A 19808-nucleotide genomic window follows, 5' to 3' on the forward strand; every position below is an offset into this window, starting at 1 on the left:
TTTCTAATTACCACCATACCTTCTCTATTTTGGTATATTACAGAAAAAAGTATACAAAAAAGAAAGTGAATTACTCCACTTCCTTCTCTTTCTTATCACGAAAAACTAATGCGCTACGGTTATACTCCACATCTTTTACTTGTAATCGAGTATTTATTACTCTAGCTACTGCAAACAAATAATCAGATAATCTATTTACATACTTTAGAACAACTTCATTTATTTCCACTTCTTTTTTCAACGACACGATAGAGCGCTCTGCTCTTCTTACAACAGTACGTGCAATATGAATGGTAGCCGATGCCTCGCTACCACCTGGTAAAATAAAGCGTTCTAATGGTGGCGCTTCTTCTATATACAAATCAATCCTTCTTTCCAAGCTTTCGACCATTTCGATCGTTACTTTATAAGGGATTTTCTCCTCCACTATCGCCAAATCTCCCCCGCAATCAAATAGTTCATGTTGAATATTTTCAAGGTCATTGTAAACATCTCCAAATGCCCCGCCTTGTAGCTTAGTCATCGCATATCCAATATGAGAATTCGCCTCATCTATCGTGCCATATGCTTCTACACGAATATTATCTTTATCCACCCTGCCACCTATTACACTTGTTTTCCCTTTATCTCCTGTTTTCGTATATAATTTCATTTCTTCACAGCACCTCTCTCGATATTCTTAATTCGACTAAGATAGAAAAAAGTTCTACTATAATTTATTTAATTGATTTTACAAAAAAATAAAAAACAGTAGAACTTTATTTATTATTAACTTTAAAAACATATATCTAAATTATACGATTCGGCAAATATACAGAGAATGTAGTTCCTTCTCCAACAACACTTGAGACAGAAATTTTCCCATCATGGCCTTGAACAATATTTTTAGCAATCGCAAGCCCGAGTCCTGTTCCACCCTTTTTCCCGCGTGTTCTTGCTTTATCAGCTTTGTAAAAACGATCAAACAAGAATGGAATATCTTCTTCTGGAATACCAGCACCTGAATCTTGCACTTCGAAAGTAAGACCATTATTTTCCGTATGAATTACAAGTGCAACATGTCCACCTGCATTCGTATGACGAATTGCATTATCAATTAAATTCGTCAACACCTGTTCCATACGGTCTGCATCAAACGGATATTGTTCAATTGGACTTTGGAAATCTACTGTTAGTTCAACTTCTTTATCCTTTGCAATCCCTTGGAATTTACGGCCAATCTTTTCGACAAATGGATGAATATCTACTTCACCAATATGTAACTCTACGTGGCCACTTTCCATACGAGCTAAATCTAATAATTCATTTACAAGTTTACCTAAACGAACGGATTCATCATAAATGATTTGAACAAACTCATTAATTTCCTCTTTCGTTTGCACAATATCATCTAAAATCGCTTCACTATACCCTTGAAGCATGACCATTGGTGTACGAAGTTCATGTGATACATTGGCAATAAAGTCTTGACGCATCTTCTCAAGACGGCGTTCTTCCGTCATATCACGCAACACTGCTACAGCCCCACGAATTTTCGTTTGATTGTAAAGCGGCGTCATAAGCACTACGTAGTTACCTTTTTGCAAATTAATTTCAACAACTTGTTGTTGCTCACTTTCTACAACGCGATGGAATAGTTCCACAAGTTCAGAAGGTAGTTTTTTACTTAGCTCTATCTCTTTTTCTTCTTGCCAAACTTGTAAGAAATTTTCAGCCGGTGGATTAATAACTACGACTTCACCTTCTTGATTTAACGTAATAACTCCATCTGCCATACTACTCAAAATACTAGCTAACTGTTCTTTTTCTTGCTGCAAAGCATTCATATTAAACTTCAACTGTTTACCCATTTGATTTAAGGCCGTTGCAAGCTCACCAATTTCATCCTGAGATACCATAGGGGCCTTTGCATCAAACTTCCCACGTGCCACCTCAAAAGCAACCTCACGCATTTTACGAAGCGGTGCGGTAATTCGAGTAGATAAGAAGAACGCAAAGAAGGTTGTTAATATAATCGCAATCCCAGCCGATAAGAAAATAAAATCAGTCGTTCTCTCCATACCTTGTATTGGTACTTGTAAAGATTCATATACGAACACTGCACTTTGATTTTTTGATTGCACCGGTTTTCCGACAATCATAATATCATTTTCAGTATTTTTATTCTTCCTACTATTAGAAGCTTTTCTTATGTTGTTTTTAATTTCTTTTTTATCTTTAAAAACAGCAGCTAATTCTTTATCTTCTTTTAAATCATCTATTGTTAGCGTAACTAATCCTTCTTGTTTCGGAGAAGATGAAATCTCCTTACCATCTTCTACAATAATGATTCTTGAAAGTGGGTCAGAGAATTTATACGCGATATTCTCAATCGTTTTTACATCGGCACCTTCTTCAATTAACTCTGAAACACTTGTTGCAACTTTCTGAAGCCTAGCTTCACTCATATCAACATAATACGTTCTAAAAAACTGTGAAAGTAAAATCGCAACAAATCCAAGAACAAACGAAACGAGAAGTAATATGGTCATCCATAACTTCCCTACTACACTTCTCCAAAGCATCAGTCGTTCACAACCTCAAACTTGTAACCCACGCCCCAAACGGTAACAATCATCTTCGCAGCATCTGGTGATTTTTTACTTAATTTCTCACGTAAACGCTTTACATGCGTATCCACTGTACGTAAATCTCCGAAGAATTCATATTGCCATACTTCTTTCAACAATTGCTCTCGATCGAATACCTTATCAGGAGCTTTCGCTAAGAATAATAGTAATTCATATTCTTTCGGCGTTAAGTTCACTTCATTACCATCTGCAGTAACACGATGTGCATCGTTATCAATTGTTAAGTGCGGGAACACAGTAACATCTTTCGTCGTTGTATCTTGTGTAAAGAATGTTGTTGGTACAGCACGACGTAACACCGCTTTCACACGAAGCACTACTTCACGTGGGCTAAATGGTTTTACAATATAATCATCCGTTCCAACTTCAAATCCTTGTACCCGATTTACTTCTTCACCTTTTGCCGTCAACATAATAATTGGTGTCGCTTTTTTCTCACGAACCCCTTTGCACACTTCGATACCATCTTTACCAGGCATCATAAGATCCAATAAGATTAAATCATAATCATTTTGCAACGCCATTTCTAAAGCTGTATCACCATTATCTGCTTCCTCAATTGTGTATTGCTCTCTTTCTAAGTACATTTTCAATAAACGACGAATGCGATCCTCATCGTCTACAATTAAAATTCTAAATTCATTTTCCATTTCTACCCGCTGCATATTTTCACATCAGCGGTTCACACCTACCCTTCTACACTATTATATTGCGCTATTCTCGGTTATTTAAGCACTCCTCTAAATGTTTCACTTCCCACTATTATGCTTCACAAGAATAATAAAGTTTGTTCAATTTTTTTCCAAAACTATGTATTTTATTTGAACAGTATATTATGTCCTCGACATCATTTTACAAAATCAACCGCTACTTTGTCATGTTTTTCTCAAAAAAGAAGAAAATTTGACAAAAATAAAATAGGAAAGTGACATACACTCTCCTATTTTATTTCTCTATGCATATGAATGTAAACCCGCAATGATTAAGTTCACTACAATAAAGTTAAACATAATGATCGCAAAACCAATTACTGCAAGCCACGCTGATTTTTCCCCATGCCATCCTTTAGATAATCGTAAATGTAATACTGCCGCATAAAAGAGCCACGTTATAAGTGCCCAAACCTCTTTCGGATCCCACCCCCAAAAACGCGTCCATGCTATTTGAGCCCAAATCATCGCAAAAATTAGCGCACCTAATGTGAAAACTGGGAATCCAATTGCAATAGATCGATATCCGATTTCATCCAGTAAATCACTATTCGTATTCTTTACTAGTGGCTGAAGTGCCGCTGATACTCGTTTGCGTAAAACAAGTCTTAATACAACATAAAGTAGTGTTCCAACTATTACTGACCAAATAACAGTATTTAATTTTTTCGCATTTACAATCGCTGGAACTTCGACTGTCGGTTCTAATTTATTTTCTGTCAGTAACTTCCCTTCATGTGGTCCAACTAAAGCTGGGAGATTATACTTCATCTCGACTTGTTGTTCATTTTTATCAATCCATTGAAACTTAGCTTCATATTTCATACTGGAGAATACTGTCGTTACCGCAATAAATCCAACTGTACAAACAAGTGTGAACACTACCGTTTCTAACCAAAATGTACGTTTACTTCTCGTTGATTGATCTACATTTTTCAATAAATACATAACGCCCGTAATAAAACTAATTGCTAAAATTGCTTGTCCTGCTGCTGCAGTCGTCACGTGAATGTGTAACCAGTTACTTTTTAAAGATGGGATAAGCGGGGATATTTCCCTCGGGAACATACTTGCATAGGCAATTAATAAAAGAGCAACTGGTAATGCAAATAGTCCCATTATACTTACGCGGTACATAAAATACATTACAATAAATGCTCCGACAAGCATCATACCGAAAAACGTACCGAATTCGAAAAAGTTACTAACTGGCGCATGACCTGATGCAATCCACCTTGTAACAAAATATACTGTTTGTGCTATAAATCCTAAAATTGTAATCGTTATTCCTACATTTGCCCATTTATGACCCTTTTCTTTAATTGCTCCCCCAAAAAATAGAGTTGCTATTAAATATAAAATAAATGCGGTAAAGAGAAAGTTACTACTTATTTGCACCATATCGTTTCCCCACCTTAACTAATTTTTTTATCAATTACTTTATCATTTGGCTGTGGAATTGCTGTACCTTCTAGTATTCTTTCAATATCTTTCTTTAAACCGAACCAATTTTTATTCGTATGTCCTGCAATCCACCATTCATCATTAACACGTTGTATCCAAATACGGCGATGATTCCAATACATACCTTGAATGACACCAACCATAAATATAAATCCTCCAATACCAAGAATCCAAAGCGTTAAATCTTTCCTAACCGTTAGAGCTGTCGCATTTTGCATTTCAACACCTGCAAATGACATTTTATATTTGTTGTTTCCATCTGCTTCTATATTTTGCTGAATACCAACGAAACTCACTTCACCATCTGGCGTCTCAGGCGTAAACATTTTAAATACGAATGCAGGGTTGTTTGGTAATTTTGTTTTTGTATTCGGTTTTCCATTCTCATCAAAATAAAAATCTGGAAAATAGCTTAATAGTTCTAAAGAATAACCATTTCCTAAATCGTATTTTTCTGTAGGATTCGCTAAATCTACTTTAATTGGTCCCCACTTTTGATTATTTTCTTTGTTTTGCAAGTGGAAGGACATACTTTTAAATTCACTTTCTTTATAATCCACTTGATACACTGCAAATTGATCAAATTTCAATGGCTCATTCACGCGAATTTCCGCTTCTTTTACTTTTTCTAATTTCGGTTTTTGCCCTGCTATATTTTCGCCTACCGCTTTATATAATACTGCATTCGTTTGGAAGTTTTTCGCAATCATTTTATCCCCAACACGGTCTATCGCTTCATCAAAAACTTCCTTATCTTTACTTTTATCATAAACTTCTTTTATAAACTTCTCATTTTTTAAATAGTATTGACCATCCGTCCCTGGTACTTCTTTCGTTTCACCATCACGTAACCAAAGAGCTTCGTCTACGTACATACTCGGTAAAAAACGAAGCATCGCACCGAATAAAAAGATAATAAGGCCGATATGATTTACATATGGACCCCAACGTGAGAAACGTCCCTTTTCCGCTAAAACGTTTCCGTCTTCCACTTTCACGTTATAGTTTCTTTTCTTTAAATTCTTTTGCACTCTTTCCAAGTCACCATCTTGCGGAGTACCAGTCCCGTATAATCTTTGTCTCTTTAAAAAGCTAGGATGTCTTTTTACCCCTTGTTTTTTTAAAGCTTTATAAAGGGGAATAACACGGTCTAAACTACATATCACAAGTGAAGTACCAATAGAAGCAATTAAAATCATGTACCACCATGAACCGTATAAATTATTAAATCCTAATTGATAGTATAATTGCCCTAAAAATCCGTATTCCTGTTTATAATATTCAGCTGGTGCAATTCCTGGCGTTATGTACATTTCTTGTGGAAAAATTGTTCCTATCGCTGATGCAGCTAAAGTTATTACGATTAGCCATACACCTACTTTTACAGAAGAGAAAAAGCTCCAAATTTTATCGACTATCGTTTTTGTTTGCGTGAGAGATCTCCGCGCACTCCCCTCATAGCGCATATCCAATAGTTTTACATTTTCATTGCTTTCAAATGGTTTCCCACAAGCTTCACAAAAAATGGTTCCTATCGGATTAACATGTCCACACTCACATTTAATTTCTTTCAACACTCTCACCGCCCCTGTATCTATATGTACTATTGTATATTCTAACCTCAAGTTACCGCAATACTCAGAATTTTTAAATCAGAGGCGCTATAGACATGCACCTCTTATGTAAAGGCTTTCTTTATTACGGAGTAATTTTCTTCAAATAGCCTTCTAACTGTTCTTTCGTTTGTTCACCTATAATTTGCTCCACTACTTTTCCATCTTTATCAATCAAAAAGCTTGTCGGTAATGGACCTACTCCATATGTGCCTATGATTTTTGTTCCTTTATCAATGGCAACTGGGAATTTCAAATCATATTGTTTCACAAAGTTCTTAACAGCAATATCTGTTTCATCTGCATCTAACGCAATAATTTCAACGCCTTTTTCTTTATACTTTGGATATAATTCATTCATATAAGGCATTTCTTTTTCACAAGGTTTACACCAAGTTCCCCAAAAGTTTAAAAATACACCTTTACCCTTTAAGTCCTTTAATTCAATTTTCTTTCCTTCCAAATCCGTCACAACAAAATTAGGTGCTTCTTTCCCAATTTGCATTTTCTCTTTATCAGTGAAAAACCCTTGATAAAGGGTAAATCCTACAGCACCGCTTAAAATGAGCAGGATGATAACACGAAATAATAAGCGATTTTTCTTCATCTTGTCTCCCCTCTCCTCGGTAAATGGTATGTATTCTTTTCTGTAAATGTTATATTGAATAAATCACCAGCAGAGCACTCCACTGGTGAAATTTTAACTCTATAGCTTATCTTGGCTTTGTAGAAGCAAGCGCGCGTAATTGTTTTACCTCATGTGGTGTCAATTCTCTTGCATCACCAGGTCGCAAACTACCCACTTCTAAAAAGGCATAACGTTCACGTTTTAATTTCACTACTTTACAGTCTAACGCTTCAAACATACGACGTACTTGACGGTTACGGCCTTCGTGAATTGTTAATTGTACAATCGCCATCTCTTTACGCTTGTCCCAAGAAATAATTTTCACATTTGCTGGTGCTGTCTTTCCGTCTTCTAATGTAACACCTCGTTCTAACATGCGAATTTTCTCACCTGTTAATGGCCCTTTTATTTTTGCAACATATGTTTTTTCAACTTTATATCTCGGGTGCATTAATACATTAGCGAAGTCCCCATCGTTTGTCATTAATAATACGCCAGACGTATCATAATCTAAGCGTCCGATTGGGAATAAACGTTGTGTAATTTCAGGGAAAAAGTCTGTTACAACATTTCTTCCTTTATCATCTGATACACTTGAAATTACGCCAGTTGGTTTATATAGTAAAAAATAAACAGGTTCTTCTTTTTCAAGAGGGATGTTATTTACTTCTACTTTATCTTGAGGAGTTACTTTTGTTCCTAACTCCTTCACTATTTTTCCATTAACTTTCACTTTTCCTTGCTGAATTAATTCCTCAGCCTTTCTTCTCGATGCAATACCTGCTTGTGCAATCACTTTTTGTAATCGTTCCATTTCTTTTTTTCACCTCGAATTTATCTTACCTTACATTAGAAAGACTTGGCAACCGCATACGTTTTACGACTGTTCGCCTCGTCTCACTTAAACAACATAGCGATGATATTAAACATATAAAGGGCAAATCATGTTTTTATCCTTTATTATTGTCCATATTTTTCATATTTCTCACAATAAAAGTTCATCATTTTGTCAAAAATACTGCATAAAAAAACCACTATTAAGCTACACCTTAATAGTGGTCGTATACGTATTATAAGCGAAATAGCCTAAAAAATGAATAGTATTACTGAAACAATAAAGAAACAAACACAATTGAGCAAATAATCCCGATTAAATCTGCAAAAAGTCCTACTTTTAATGCATCCCCCATTTTTCTAATCCCAACAGCTCCGAAGTATACTGTTAAAATATAAAAAGTCGTATCTGTACTCCCTTGCATCGTAGAAGCTAATCTCCCAATAAACGAATCTGGTCCATATGTTGCAATTAAATCAGTCGTAATACTTAAACCAGCAGAACCCGAAATTGGACGTATAAGCGCAAGTGGAACGATTTCTGCTGGGACATGAATTAAATCTAACATCGGCTTCATTACAGATATCATCGCATCTAAAGCACCTGATGCCCGAAAAATAGAAATGGATACAAGCATTCCAACCATAAACGGTAAAATGGAAACTGCAATTTGAATCCCTTCTTTTCCTCCCTCAACGAACGATTCATACGTTGGGACTTTCTTTATCGTGCCATATAAAAGGATAAAACCAATTACACAAGGGATTACCCATAATGAAATTGTATTTACAATACTCATTTTTTCCGCCCCTTTCTACTCCTTCTTCGGTAAAAATAGCGGTCAATCCAAATTGCCCCAATCATAGAGAGCACTTGTGCAATGAATGTTACCCCAACAATTTCAGTAGGATTTGCTGATTCATAAGTCATTCGAATCGAAATGACGGTAGTAGGAATTAAAGTAATAGCTGATGTATTTAATGCTAGAAACGTCACCATAGAGCGACTGGCCGAATCCTTTCCTCCATTTAATTCTTTCAGTTGTTCCATCGCTTTAATACCAAGAGGGGTTGCTGCATTACCTAGTCCAAAAAAGTTCGCCATCATATTCGATAGAATAAATCCCATTGACGGATGATCCTTCGGTATTTCTGGAAACAACCTTTTTACTATCGGCATAAAAAGTGTAACTAACTTTTTTAACAACCCTGCTTCCTCTGCAATTTTCATTAAGCCAAGCCAAAATACTAAAACGCTAATAAGTCCTATGCAAATCGTTACCGCATCTTTTGACCCGTCAAATACAGCTTTCGTTACTTCTTCCATCGTTCCGTTTATCATGGCATACACAATCCCTATGACCGCCATCGCTGCCCAGACGAGATTAACCATCGTTCCCAACACCTATCATGTAAGAAAAAATTTCTTTCACATTGTTCCAGTACATACCCGTTGCAGCTACTAACTTCCGTTTACTATAAAATAAATTCCGTTCTCCGACTTTTTCATTACCAACATAAATGTCCGTCTTCCCAACCTTTACTCCATCCGTAAGTTTTGCACTTTTATCGAGTTCAACTTTTAATACTACGTTCTTTTTTTCTTCTTCAGTTAACGGTACCGAAAAACTATTTTTCGTATAAACATGATTGGCATATTTCTTTTCATTTATTTCAGCAAGCGCTCCTTGTCCTAAAACTTTTGTTTGCTTAAAACGTTCAAACCCTTTGTCAAATAGATTCATATGATCATCCCAATCACTAGAAGCACTCAAAGTTACGACAATTAAATCTAGTCCATCTTTTGATGCCGTTGTAACAAGCGTTCGTCCTGCTTTTTTCGTAAAACCTGTTTTCCCACCTGTTGCAAATTCATAATAGGATGTCACAAGCTTATGTTTATTTTTCCACGGATAATCCCATGAATTTGATTTATACGTTTTTGTGCCAAAAATTTTCTTAAAGGTCTCGTTCCCCATTGCATATTTCGTTAACAGTGCCATATCATAAGCCGAAGAATAATGAGAGCCATCTCCATCCAAACCATGAGGATTTGAGAAGTGAGTATCTTTCATTCCAATTTGTTTCGCCTTTTCATTCATTAAATATACGAACCCCTCTATACTCCCTCCTACATTTTCAGCAATTACTTGCGCTGCGTCATTACCTGATCTAAGCATAAGTCCGTATACTAAATCCTCTAGCTTCACTTTCTGTCCAGGTTTTAAATAAATCGCCGATCCTTCCACCCTGACTGCTTCATTACTAACTGATACCATTTCTTTCATTTTTCCTGATTCAGCAGCTAACAAGGCTGTCATAATTTTTGTTATACTAGCAATTTTTTGTGGCTCATGTTCTGCTTTTCCGTATAATACACGACCAGAACTTTGCTCCATTAATACAGCATTTCGAGCGCTAACATTACTGTTCATCTTTGCATATGTAGGAATCGGCATAACGCTTGCGTACATAATAAGAAGCGTAATGATTACACAAATTCGTCTCATATTTCCCCCCACGTCCTTTTGGCACTTTTTGTACAAGTGTATGCTTGGCCTTTTAAAATATGAACGAAATCTTCCTTCTGCTCCCATTAAAAAAGACGCAAAGAATTTGCGTCTAATATGGTGTCCATTCAATTTGTTTCGCAGTTTCAAATCTTTTTTCTACATCAGGCCAATTCACAACATTCCACCAGTTTTTAATATATTCATCTTTTCGATTTTGGTATTGTAAATAATACGCATGTTCCCATACATCTAGTACAAGGAGCGGTATCGTATCCCATTGTGTAAACAATTGATGAAGTGTACTCTGCAAAATTTCTAACCTTCCAGATCGGGGGACCCAAACGAGAATCGCCCAGCCCGAACCTTCTACTTTAGAGGCTGCTTCCGTAAAATGTTTTTGAAAACGTAAAAAGCTCCCAAAATCTTGTTCAATTTGTTGTGAAAAAGCCCCTCTTGGACTTCCACCACCATCTTTTTTCATGTTATTCCAAAATATCGTGTGTAAATAATGTCCTGATCCATGAAAAGCCGCTTCTCGTTCCCAATGCTTAATTAAATCAAATTGATTGGTTTTTCTCGCTTCCTCCATCATCTTCTCTGCTTTATTTAACCCTTCTACATAACTACGATGATGTTTATCATGGTGTAACATCATAATTTCTCTAGAAATATACGGCTCTAACGCGTTATATGGATAAGGTAATGGCGGGAGTGTATGCCCTCCAATTGGAACAGCTCGTTCACTATCCCCTCTTTCATATAGTTCATATTCCTCTTCTTGCATAAATACTTCCTGCAGATGATGTTGAATATGTTCTACATCATCGCTTATTTCATACATAAACTCCGCATCCGTTTCGTACTCATGCTCTTTCATACGCTCTAATAATGTCTGAATTTTATAAGCAAGCATATGGACATCATACACTTCCATTGCGCGGCTATCTAATACGTGAAGAACACTTTCACACCAACTTTCTACTTCATGAAAGTAATCTGTAAATACACCTTGCTGACTCATGTTACACCTCCTTATTGCTATCCACTTAAATATATTCAATGAAAATCCCTTATATAACTGTACAAAAGGAAAAGAAGCTAAGTCTCCTTAGCTTCTTTTCCTTAATTAGTATTTGTGTAACATCTTCGTTTGGTAATCTGTCTCATAATATTCTAGTTCTTCACGCATCAATTGAAATTTACCTTCTAAATTCTTCATCACTTTCTCTATAGATGAAGGTGGTGTTTGTTGAAAAACGATAGAATTTTTTCCTGTATATGCAGATCGACTATTTTCATACCAATGATCACTCTTCGGGGAAAAAAACTCTGCAATTACTTGATGATATATCTTATATAAAATTTTTTCAGCTGCTGTTTTTCGAAATGGCTGGCTATTCAGCAAAACAAAACATGCATCATGTCCTTCTTCGCAAAAAACGAGAAGACGTCTCATTGATGCTAATAACCCTTTATAATATTGCTCGTTCCCAGCTGGTGTCTCTTCTAATAAAAAAGGCAACGTATGATAATTTACATAATTGGTTATCAAAGTAATCGCATCTTCTAAAAATATAGAAACTTGTTCTGTTTGATTTTCAACCATCAAATTAGACATTTCTTCCCTCTCCCTTTCCATTTCACGCTATTTCTATTCTTTTATTTTTATGTAATTCAGCCAATATTTCTTGTACTTTCAACACTGTTCTCTCATCAAAATATTGTTGAAATTCTTCTATATTATTTAAATATAAACGTTTTTGCGCACGGAGCTCCTTATCTTTCACTAAACAACATATCGCTACAATATCCCGTAAATATATGTCTTGTTCTTCTACTTTACACACTGGATTTCCTTCAAAAGGAGTAATTTCTTGTATAACTTCTTCAAAATAGCGAACGTATAAAACTGAAAAAGTTTTCTCTTTATCATTTAATATATATGTCACTTCAGATCTGTTAAAAAAATCTTCTGATGTATTAGGTTTTGCTTTCTCTAACTCATGCCCCGCATAACCTATTATAATCATATACTTCCCCTCTCTTCCTTCTTTCAATCCATTTTAACTTAACTTTCTGATAAACGAAATATTCTTTTAAATATACCTATATAAAAAATAGCTTACCTATACAGGAATTTACCTTTTTATTTTTCTTGAAGTTTGTCATAATAATATTATTGTCTCAGTTTTCTTATACAAGGAGAGTTGTATTTATGTCGTTTTCATGGAAACGTTTCTTACAAATCGGGAAAATTATCTTCCCATTTGTTGTATTAACAGTTGTATTCTTTCAAGCAAAAAAAGAATTAGCGGGCATTTCTTTTTTAGAAGCGATTGATACAATTAAAAACATTCCAACTGGAGGAGTCTTTTTAGCAATTACACTTGGTGCATTCGCTGTATCAACGATGTTCTTTTATGATTATGTTATGCTTCGTTACTTAAAAGCTGATATACCTGTCCAAAAGATTTTCCGTATCTCATGGATTGCGAATACTTTAAATGGTTTTATTGGATTTGGTGGCCTCGTTGGAGCTGGTGTACGAACAATGCTTTATCGTCCATACATAAAAGAAAATGGAAAACTTATTAAAAGTATTGCCTGGATGACGACTGCCTTTATTAACGGATTAGCCATACTTTCATTCCTCGGTCTTATCGGAATATTAGACACAAGATTTATTTTGCATGAAAAACCGTGGTTATGGCCTGTCCTTATCTTCTTTGCCCTTTTCGTCCCTATATACATCGGCTTTTCTAAACTTAAAAATAGAAAAACAACGCAAACCGAAGGACAAGAAGAGGAAGAGAAAAATCCAACTGTTTTATACTCATTAGTTTCATTAGTCGAATGGGTATCTGCTGGTATCGTTATGTACGTCATTTTAATACTGTTTGGAATTGAAGTTGACTTTCAAAAGTTTTTAGGTGTATATGTAATTGCTGCCTTAGCTGGCGTCGTTAGTCTTGTCCCTGGTGGGCTTGGTTCATTTGACCTTGTCTTCTTAACTGGACTAGGACAATACGGCATTGATACAGGTGTTTTACTGCCTGCTATGTTACTATATCGCCTCGTCTATTACATTTTACCATTCTGCCTTGGTCTCATTTTTGCGGCTTTCGAAATGACAGGAGTGGCCATTAAAAAGTTTGAAGATAAACCTTTTATTGCGCCTGCATTAGAAACCACTGGCGTTATATGGACTTTGCAGCGTGACTTTCTAGGGAAATTAGGTTCATGGGCATCTGCTGCTTTAACAGTATTTGCTGGCTTAATGGTTATTTTATCGACTATTTTACCAACAAGTATAAACCGGGCACACGCCTTACATATTTTAGCTCCAAAGCATCTGATTCAGTTTTCTTTTAGCTTATCGCTAACATTCGGTATTCTCCTTCTAATCCTTTCAAGGGGAATATATTACGGAACAAAACGTTCTTATTATATGACAATTATTTCTTTAATTGGAGCCGCTATCTTTAATACGCTAAAAGGAATTGATATTGAAGAAACATTTATTTTGTTAATCGTACTCGCTGTATTATATATGCTTCGTAAAAGATTCGTACGCGAGAAAATGGAAGTCTCACTTTCTGATATCGTAAAAGTTTTTATATTCTTACTTGTAACGTTATATTTATATAAAAACTTAGGTATTTTATTTGCAGGTGCAAAAGAAGCTTTTAAACCTGATTTCGTCGTTCGTAATATTACCCAAGTGAAACGAAGTGCATTAGCAGCTGCCTTTTTCGTTCCTACTTTTTTACTAATTGGCTCACTCATTGCCAATCGTTATCGAAATGAATTTCCCGGGCAACCAGCAAATGATAAAAGGTTACAAAACTTCTTAGATGAACACGGTGGAAATGTACTTAGTCATTTAGGTTATTTAGGAGATAAACAATTCTTCTTTAGCAGTGATGGGAAGGCGCTCCTTCTCTTCTCCATAACTGGAAAACGTCTTGTTGTATTAGGTGATCCAATTGGCAACCCTTCCTCCTATCGTAATGTGTTGCAAGAGTTTTTAGCTGAAGCTGATCGATTCGGATACATTTGTGTATTTTATCAAATCGAAAGTAAATGGATGAGTTTATATCATGATTTTGGTTATAACTTCTTTAAACTTGGTGAAGAAGCTGTCGTTGATTTAAATACATTTACAATAACAGGAAAGAAACGCGCTGGTATGCGAGCGACTTTCAATCGTTTTGAAAGAGAAGGCTATACATTCTCTATTCATCAGCCGCCATTCTCAGACGAATTATTCGAAGAGTTACGGAAAGTTTCTGATGCATGGCTCGGTGGAAAAAAAGAGAAAGGTTTTTCACTCGGATACTTCGATCGTGAATATATTAGCCGTGCTCCTATCGCTACATTATCTGATGCGGATGGAAAGATTATCGCATTCACAACCTTTATGCCCGTATATCAAAACGGATCATTGTCTGTTGATTTAATGCGCTATTATCCAGATGCACCTAGTGGAATTATGGACGCAATTTTCATCCACTTATTCCAATGGGCAAAAGAAAATGAATATCACTCCTTTAATATTGGTATGGCGCCACTTTCCAATGTTGGGTTATCAACACAATCATTTTGGTCTGAAAGAGTTGCTGCTGCAATCTTTAATAACGTTCGTTATACGTATAGTTTCAGCGGATTACGACATTTTAAAGAGAAATACAAACCAGCATGGAGCGGTAAATATTTAGCATTTAGGAAGAATCATTCTTTACCAATTACGATGCTCTCTGTAACAAAACTAATAGGAAAAAGAAAAAACAGCTAAAAATTTAGCTGTTTTTTCTTTTTTGAACTTGTACGATAAAATCCTTCTCATATTTCTTACCATTTATATAAAAAGTTCCCCACAGTTTATACGTGCCTTGGGCAGGAAATGTAATACGATACTGTAATTGCTCATCCGTATCAACAGGCATAGCGTATAAAAAGTTTTCCCTCGTTTCATCTACGATATAAAGAGTTTCCTCTTCTCCTCTCTCTGAATGTAATTTCAATTTTTCACCCTTTTTTGCTTGAAACTGAAATGTTAACGTCACCGGCTCATTCGGATGTAATGCACCGAATAAAAGAGAAACTTCATGCTCTCCAATTTTTTTTGTAAGTACACTATCGACTGGCAGGTTCACCTTCTTCTTATTTTTTTCTTCTTTTTCTCTCCCAAAATCTGTCTTCGCGAATGATTCTACTGACTTATTTTTGTTTTCATATAAAAATATTGTATACGCTTCATCTTTCGCTATTTTGGAAGATAACTTATATGATCCATTCCCTGCAAATGTAGGTTTAATCTGTTGTATATGTTTTAACTGTTCATCTACAATAACTGCCCGAATTTGATCATTTACACCACGAACCTCATTATTCTTTTTATTTAGTAATTGAAACAAAATATCTACTTTATCATTTCCTTTTCCATTTGATACATCCCATTTTACTTCTTGAACATCTCCTACCGTCTCTACGGTTTCCTGATATTTTTTTATGTAAAATCCTCCCGCCACAATAAGTACCAAAGCTACAAGTCCAATGACAAGATTTTTCAAAAAATCACCTACCATTTTTATTGTCTCTGTTTATACAAAACTTCTTTCATATATATTCTAGATTATGATTTATGAAATCCTCCTCTTTTGCACATATTACAAATAATTAAAAAGATTTTAATTGAATGGATTCGTAGTGTATAATGCAAATGATATTGATTTCTATCAATACATTATAAGGAGGACTTTTCATGAGTGTACATATTGAAGCAAAACAAGGCGAAATCGCTGAATCTATTCTATTACCTGGTGATCCATTACGCGCAAAATATATCGCTGAAACATTTCTTGAGGACGTTACTTGCTATAATAACGTGCGTGGTATGTTAGGTTTCACTGGAACTTATAAAGGAAAACGTGTATCTGTTCAAGGTACAGGTATGGGTGTTCCTTCTATTTCTATTTATGTAAACGAACTAATCCAAAGCTACGGAGTTAAAAATTTAATTCGTGTTGGGACTTGCGGTGCAATTCAAAAGGACGTAAAAGTACGTGACGTTATTATTGCAATGACAGCTTGTACTGATTCGAATATGAACCGTTTAACATTCCCAGGTTTTGATTTTGCACCAGCTGCAAACTTTGACCTTTTAAAGAAAGCTTACGATGCAGGAACTGAAAAAGGATTACACGTTCGTGTTGGTAACGTTTTAACAGCAGATGTTTTTTATCGTGAAAGCATGGACATGGTTAAAAAACTTGCAGATTACGGTGTATTAGCAGTAGAGATGGAAACAACTGCTCTTTACACATTAGCAGCGAAATATGGTGTAAATGCATTATCTGTATTAACAGTAAGCGATCACATCTTCACTGGTGAAGAAACAACATCTGAAGAACGTCAAACTACATTTAACGAGATGATTGAAATCGCTTTAGATGCAGCAATTCAACAATAATACATTAAAGAACTCGTCATACGTCTGTCGAGTTCTTTTTATGTGACTTTTTATAAAAAACTACTTTAGAAAGAGACAGATTTCTCCCTCTACTTTCTTGTCACGTTTGTTATAATAAAGTGAAATCATTTACAGTATTTCTCATAAGAGGTGAAGCAGTGAAAAACAGAAGTATCGTCTTTAAACTATTTTTATTAACATCAACATTATTTACAATCATATTCCTCCTCTTTTTCCTAGGACAGTCTCTATTTTTAGAGAAATTTTATATTAATAAAAAAGTAAAAACCGTTCAAACTGCCTTTGAAAAATTCGTAGATAATTACGAAAAAAGCGGCAAAAGTTATGAGGAAATTAGAAAACTAAAACAAGAATTTCATGATAAAACAAATGCTGAAATGCAATTTTTAGATTCTAATGGCATTATTAAAAGTGAAAACAATTTCTACATTGATGTTATTGATTCTAAAACTCAAAGTACGTATTCCATTCCACTTAATAATCTTTTAACACCCGAAGAATATATTAAATTCGAAAATTTAGGTTTAAAAAAAGATGGACCAATCAGCGTCTTGGGGTTCTTACAGGGGAATATTATAACACCAATAGAATTGTCAACACATTATAATCGATGGCGAAACGAACATTTCAATTCGGATTTCCAATCAATTAATAGTAATCCTCCTAAAAATGGACTTACAAATCGATACAAAACTACAACTAATATCCGTCTTACTGGTGTTATATCTAAGTTACAGCTCCCATCCAAAGCTGAGGTTCGGCTTGCAAATGACATTGAAACATTACGAGCCGTTCAATATTTTACATACACAATTAGGCAGGGTACTTCTGATTCAAATAAATTAACTATATACCCATTAGGCGTTGAAGAAAATTTACAAAGCCGCATCTTTGTAAAACCTATTATGGAAAACAATATGGTTACAGAGTACGCCTTTGCGATAGTATCTTTGCAACCTGTTAATGAAGCGATGCTCGTTTTAAAAGATTATTATGTCTATGCCTTAATCATTGTGTTTCTCGTGATTATTTTATTATCCTTCTACTATTCAAAAATTATTGTGAAACCATTAATTAAGATTAATCGCGTTACAAAGAAAATGGCTAATTTTGATTTTAGCGAGAAACTACCTGTTACAGCAGACGATGAAATTGGCGGGCTTTCCGGCAGTATCAATACATTATCTGTAAACTTAAAAGACAGAATTGATCGATTAAATGTTGCCAATACAAAATTACAACAAGATATTGAACGTGAACGTCAATTAGAGAAGACGAGGAAAGAATTCATTTCTGGTGTATCCCACGAATTAAAAACACCACTTAGTGTAATTAGAAGTTTCGCAGAAGGGATTCAAGATGGTGTTAGTAAAGATACAACGTATTATACAGATGTTATTTTAGAAGAAACAGAAAATATGAACAGACTTATTGTTGAAATGTTAGAATTAGCAAAACTAGAATCGGGTACGTACAAACTAGAAATGACAACATTCTCAATCGGTGAATTAATTCAGCAAGTCCATACAAAGTTATTATTTAGCATGGAGGAAAAGCAGTTACAAGTGGACGTCGATGCAGACACTTCTATATTTGTTAAAGCGAATCGTAGTCGTATTGAGCAAGTAGTTGTGAACTTACTTAGCAATGCAATTCGCTATACGCCCGATGGAGAAAGAATACAAGTCTCTGTTATAGAAACCGAAGATACAGTAAAAGTCGAAATCGAGAATACAGGAAATCCTATCCCAGAAGAAAGTCTTGAAAAAATTTGGGATCGCTTCTATCGTTTAGATGCATCACGCAGTCGTCATACTGGTGGTACCGGTCTCGGGTTATCTATTGTAAAAAACATTTTAGATCTCCATCATGCCAAGTACGGTGTATATAATACGAATAATAGCGTTGTATTCTATTTTAATTTACCAAATGTAAAAGAAGTCAAATAATTTGTCTTAATTTCACTAGGAGTTCACATGAAATTCACACTCTCCCTTTATAGTAAGAAACAAGTTAATCCTTTCCTTTACACATATAAAAGAGGAGAGTGCGTGAAATGAAACAAGCAGGACAACCTATTCAAAGTGAAAAACAATTAGAAACTATCAAAAATATACTTTTACAATCTTCGAAACGTGATGGCTTATTATTCGTATTAGCCGTAAATTCTGGCTTAAAAGTAAGCGAAATCTTACAATTAAAAGTTAGCGATGTCATCGATGAAAACGAAAATGTTCGCCATTCCATTTTATTTTACAATGAAAAAGTAAAGAAACATAAATGGTTTGCTGTAAATGAAGACTTACAGCACGCAATCGAAGACTACATGAAAGAACGTAAAACTTGGAAACGCAATGAGCCATTATTAAAGTCTCAAAAAGGAACAAAATCTATTACGAGACAACATGCATGGTACATTTTAAACAAAGCTGCAAAAGAAGTTGGATTAGAAGGGATTAGCTCACATACACTTCGAAAAACTTGGGGCTATTGTGCATACAAATCAGGTGTTGACATTGCATTTTTACAACACTTCTTTGATCATAGTACTCCATCAAAAACTTTAAAGTATATCGGTATCGCTTAATACCTCTTATACATAAAAAAGGTTACCATTTAAAAAATGGTAACCTTTTTTATGTTTCATATTCTCTTTTCTTTTCTTGTCTCTCTTATATTGTAGTGGTACTCTAATAATAAGGGGGAGAAATTATGAACACACTTACAATTGAATTACCGCAAGAAACGGCTGAAAAACTCGATTTATTAAAACAAGCTTATGAAAAGAAAACAGGTGCTAGCATTTCTGAGAGCACTCTCGTTCAAACACTTATCTCAAAAGAATTTATCCAAGCGATAACTCCTTTTGATTTACAACAATTTATTAACGGAAAAGAACAGCATTAATGCTGTTCTTTTTTTA

The 19808-nt window shown here is 35.0% G+C and carries 19 protein-coding genes; 5 read left to right on the forward strand and 14 right to left on the reverse strand.

Annotated elements, in window-relative coordinates; translation table 11 throughout:
• Positions 1 to 70: 70 nt before the first annotated feature.
• The 13 genes from G9F74_RS03450 to G9F74_RS03510 form a co-directional block, all read right to left on the reverse strand.
• Entirely contained in the window at positions 71 to 652 is a 582-nt protein-coding gene (locus G9F74_RS03450) for a cob(I)yrinic acid a,c-diamide adenosyltransferase (RefSeq protein WP_000781257.1), read from the reverse strand.
• A gap of 136 nt (positions 653 to 788) precedes the next feature.
• Positions 789 to 2564, reverse strand: a complete 1776-nt coding sequence (gene resE / locus G9F74_RS03455) for a sensor histidine kinase ResE (RefSeq protein WP_000964658.1) — start codon at positions 2562 to 2564, stop codon at positions 789 to 791.
• On the reverse strand, positions 2564 to 3280 hold the full coding sequence (resD, locus tag G9F74_RS03460; RefSeq protein WP_000426665.1) for a DNA-binding response regulator ResD: 717 nt from the start codon (positions 3278 to 3280) through the stop codon (positions 2564 to 2566). The genes resE and resD overlap by 1 nt, the downstream gene beginning before the upstream one ends.
• 303 nt (positions 3281 to 3583) lie before the next feature.
• Positions 3584 to 4741, reverse strand: a complete 1158-nt coding sequence (resC, locus tag G9F74_RS03465; RefSeq protein ID WP_000250098.1) for a cytochrome c biogenesis protein ResC — start codon at positions 4739 to 4741, stop codon at positions 3584 to 3586.
• Between the two features lie 14 nt (positions 4742 to 4755).
• Positions 4756 to 6381 (reverse strand): cytochrome c biogenesis protein ResB, encoded by a 1626-nt coding sequence (gene resB, locus G9F74_RS03470; protein WP_000910514.1) that lies wholly within the window; start codon positions 6379 to 6381, stop codon positions 4756 to 4758.
• 121 nt (positions 6382 to 6502) lie between these two features.
• The gene (gene resA, locus G9F74_RS03475; RefSeq protein WP_000742208.1) at positions 6503 to 7024 is read right to left on the reverse strand and encodes a thiol-disulfide oxidoreductase ResA; all 522 of its coding nucleotides are present in this window, start codon (positions 7022 to 7024) and stop codon (positions 6503 to 6505) included.
• A gap of 106 nt (positions 7025 to 7130) precedes the next feature.
• Positions 7131 to 7859, reverse strand: coding sequence for a 23S rRNA pseudouridine(2605) synthase RluB (gene rluB / locus G9F74_RS03480; protein WP_000440550.1), 729 nt, complete (start codon positions 7857 to 7859; stop codon positions 7131 to 7133).
• A gap of 289 nt (positions 7860 to 8148) precedes the next feature.
• A complete protein-coding gene (spmB, locus tag G9F74_RS03485; RefSeq protein ID WP_000029515.1) occupies positions 8149 to 8679 on the reverse strand; it encodes a spore maturation protein SpmB in 531 nt (176 codons plus the stop codon).
• The gene (gene spmA / locus G9F74_RS03490; RefSeq protein WP_000247802.1) at positions 8676 to 9272 is read right to left on the reverse strand and encodes a spore maturation protein SpmA; all 597 of its coding nucleotides are present in this window, start codon (positions 9270 to 9272) and stop codon (positions 8676 to 8678) included. The genes spmB and spmA overlap by 4 nt, the downstream gene beginning before the upstream one ends.
• Positions 9265 to 10389: a D-alanyl-D-alanine carboxypeptidase DacB gene (dacB, locus tag G9F74_RS03495; RefSeq protein ID WP_001252633.1), complete on the reverse strand. Its 1125-nt coding sequence runs from the start codon at positions 10387 to 10389 to the stop codon at positions 9265 to 9267. The genes spmA and dacB overlap by 8 nt, the downstream gene beginning before the upstream one ends.
• Positions 10390 to 10501: 112 nt before the next feature.
• Positions 10502 to 11413 carry a superoxide dismutase gene (locus tag G9F74_RS03500; RefSeq protein WP_000082676.1) on the reverse strand — a complete coding sequence of 304 codons (912 nt, stop codon included), beginning with the start codon at positions 11411 to 11413 and terminating at the stop codon, positions 10502 to 10504.
• A gap of 105 nt (positions 11414 to 11518) precedes the next feature.
• Positions 11519 to 12010 carry a YpuI family protein gene (locus G9F74_RS03505; protein ID WP_000067559.1) on the reverse strand — a complete coding sequence of 164 codons (492 nt, stop codon included), beginning with the start codon at positions 12008 to 12010 and terminating at the stop codon, positions 11519 to 11521.
• A gap of 22 nt (positions 12011 to 12032) precedes the next feature.
• Positions 12033 to 12422, reverse strand: coding sequence for a hypothetical protein (locus G9F74_RS03510; RefSeq protein ID WP_000583780.1), 390 nt, complete (start codon positions 12420 to 12422; stop codon positions 12033 to 12035).
• Positions 12423 to 12607: 185 nt separating this feature from the next.
• Between G9F74_RS03510 and mprF the strand changes: the two genes are divergently transcribed.
• Positions 12608 to 15187, forward strand: a complete 2580-nt coding sequence (mprF, locus tag G9F74_RS03515; RefSeq protein WP_000010883.1) for a bifunctional lysylphosphatidylglycerol flippase/synthetase MprF — start codon at positions 12608 to 12610, stop codon at positions 15185 to 15187.
• A 4-nt stretch (positions 15188 to 15191) separates the two neighbouring features.
• Here mprF and G9F74_RS03520 read toward each other — a convergent pair whose 3' ends face one another.
• Entirely contained in the window at positions 15192 to 15980 is a 789-nt protein-coding gene (locus tag G9F74_RS03520) for a hypothetical protein (RefSeq protein WP_000232581.1), read from the reverse strand.
• Positions 15981 to 16156: 176 nt separating this feature from the next.
• Here G9F74_RS03520 and deoD point away from each other — a divergent pair, with 176 nt between their 5' ends.
• From deoD to G9F74_RS03540, 4 genes are all read left to right on the forward strand, one after another.
• On the forward strand, positions 16157 to 16864 hold the full coding sequence (gene deoD / locus G9F74_RS03525) for a purine-nucleoside phosphorylase (RefSeq protein ID WP_000110704.1): 708 nt from the start codon (positions 16157 to 16159) through the stop codon (positions 16862 to 16864).
• 158 nt (positions 16865 to 17022) lie between these two features.
• Positions 17023 to 18834, forward strand: coding sequence for a sensor histidine kinase (locus G9F74_RS03530; RefSeq protein ID WP_000797528.1), 1812 nt, complete (start codon positions 17023 to 17025; stop codon positions 18832 to 18834).
• 107 nt (positions 18835 to 18941) lie between these two features.
• Entirely contained in the window at positions 18942 to 19472 is a 531-nt protein-coding gene (locus G9F74_RS03535; RefSeq protein WP_000806240.1) for a tyrosine-type recombinase/integrase, read from the forward strand.
• A gap of 125 nt (positions 19473 to 19597) precedes the next feature.
• Positions 19598 to 19792 carry a DUF3924 domain-containing protein gene (locus G9F74_RS03540; RefSeq protein ID WP_001094863.1) on the forward strand — a complete coding sequence of 65 codons (195 nt, stop codon included), beginning with the start codon at positions 19598 to 19600 and terminating at the stop codon, positions 19790 to 19792.
• Positions 19793 to 19808 lie beyond the last annotated feature (16 nt).

The sequence above is a fragment of the Bacillus sp. EKM202B genome (assembly GCF_011066025.1).
GTDB classification, from domain to species: Bacteria; Bacillota; Bacilli; order Bacillales; family Bacillaceae_G; genus Bacillus_A; species Bacillus_A toyonensis.

What these genes read in the sequence shown, in the direction of transcription:
- G9F74_RS03505 (WP_000067559.1), bottom strand. Translation starts at nt 12,010, where the DNA reads ATGTCTAATTTGATGGTTGAAAATCAAACAGAACAAGTTTCTATATTT.
- mprF (WP_000010883.1), top strand. Translation starts at nt 12,608, where the DNA reads ATGTCGTTTTCATGGAAACGTTTCTTACAAATCGGGAAAATTATCTTC.
- G9F74_RS03510 (WP_000583780.1), bottom strand. Translation starts at nt 12,422, where the DNA reads ATGATTATAATAGGTTATGCGGGGCATGAGTTAGAGAAAGCAAAACCT.
- resD (WP_000426665.1), bottom strand. Translation starts at nt 3,280, where the DNA reads ATGGAAAATGAATTTAGAATTTTAATTGTAGACGATGAGGATCGCATT.
- dacB (WP_001252633.1), bottom strand. Translation starts at nt 10,389, where the DNA reads ATGAGACGAATTTGTGTAATCATTACGCTTCTTATTATGTACGCAAGC.
- G9F74_RS03540 (WP_001094863.1), top strand. Translation starts at nt 19,598, where the DNA reads ATGAACACACTTACAATTGAATTACCGCAAGAAACGGCTGAAAAACTC.
- resA (WP_000742208.1), bottom strand. Translation starts at nt 7,024, where the DNA reads ATGAAGAAAAATCGCTTATTATTTCGTGTTATCATCCTGCTCATTTTA.
- resE (WP_000964658.1), bottom strand. Translation starts at nt 2,564, where the DNA reads ATGCTTTGGAGAAGTGTAGTAGGGAAGTTATGGATGACCATATTACTT.
- resC (WP_000250098.1), bottom strand. Translation starts at nt 4,741, where the DNA reads ATGGTGCAAATAAGTAGTAACTTTCTCTTTACCGCATTTATTTTATAT.
- spmA (WP_000247802.1), bottom strand. Translation starts at nt 9,272, where the DNA reads ATGGTTAATCTCGTCTGGGCAGCGATGGCGGTCATAGGGATTGTGTAT.
- G9F74_RS03500 (WP_000082676.1), bottom strand. Translation starts at nt 11,413, where the DNA reads ATGAGTCAGCAAGGTGTATTTACAGATTACTTTCATGAAGTAGAAAGT.
- G9F74_RS03450 (WP_000781257.1), bottom strand. Translation starts at nt 652, where the DNA reads ATGAAATTATATACGAAAACAGGAGATAAAGGGAAAACAAGTGTAATA.
- deoD (WP_000110704.1), top strand. Translation starts at nt 16,157, where the DNA reads ATGAGTGTACATATTGAAGCAAAACAAGGCGAAATCGCTGAATCTATT.
- spmB (WP_000029515.1), bottom strand. Translation starts at nt 8,679, where the DNA reads ATGAGTATTGTAAATACAATTTCATTATGGGTAATCCCTTGTGTAATT.
- G9F74_RS03520 (WP_000232581.1), bottom strand. Translation starts at nt 15,980, where the DNA reads ATGGTAGGTGATTTTTTGAAAAATCTTGTCATTGGACTTGTAGCTTTG.
- G9F74_RS03535 (WP_000806240.1), top strand. Translation starts at nt 18,942, where the DNA reads ATGAAACAAGCAGGACAACCTATTCAAAGTGAAAAACAATTAGAAACT.
- rluB (WP_000440550.1), bottom strand. Translation starts at nt 7,859, where the DNA reads ATGGAACGATTACAAAAAGTGATTGCACAAGCAGGTATTGCATCGAGA.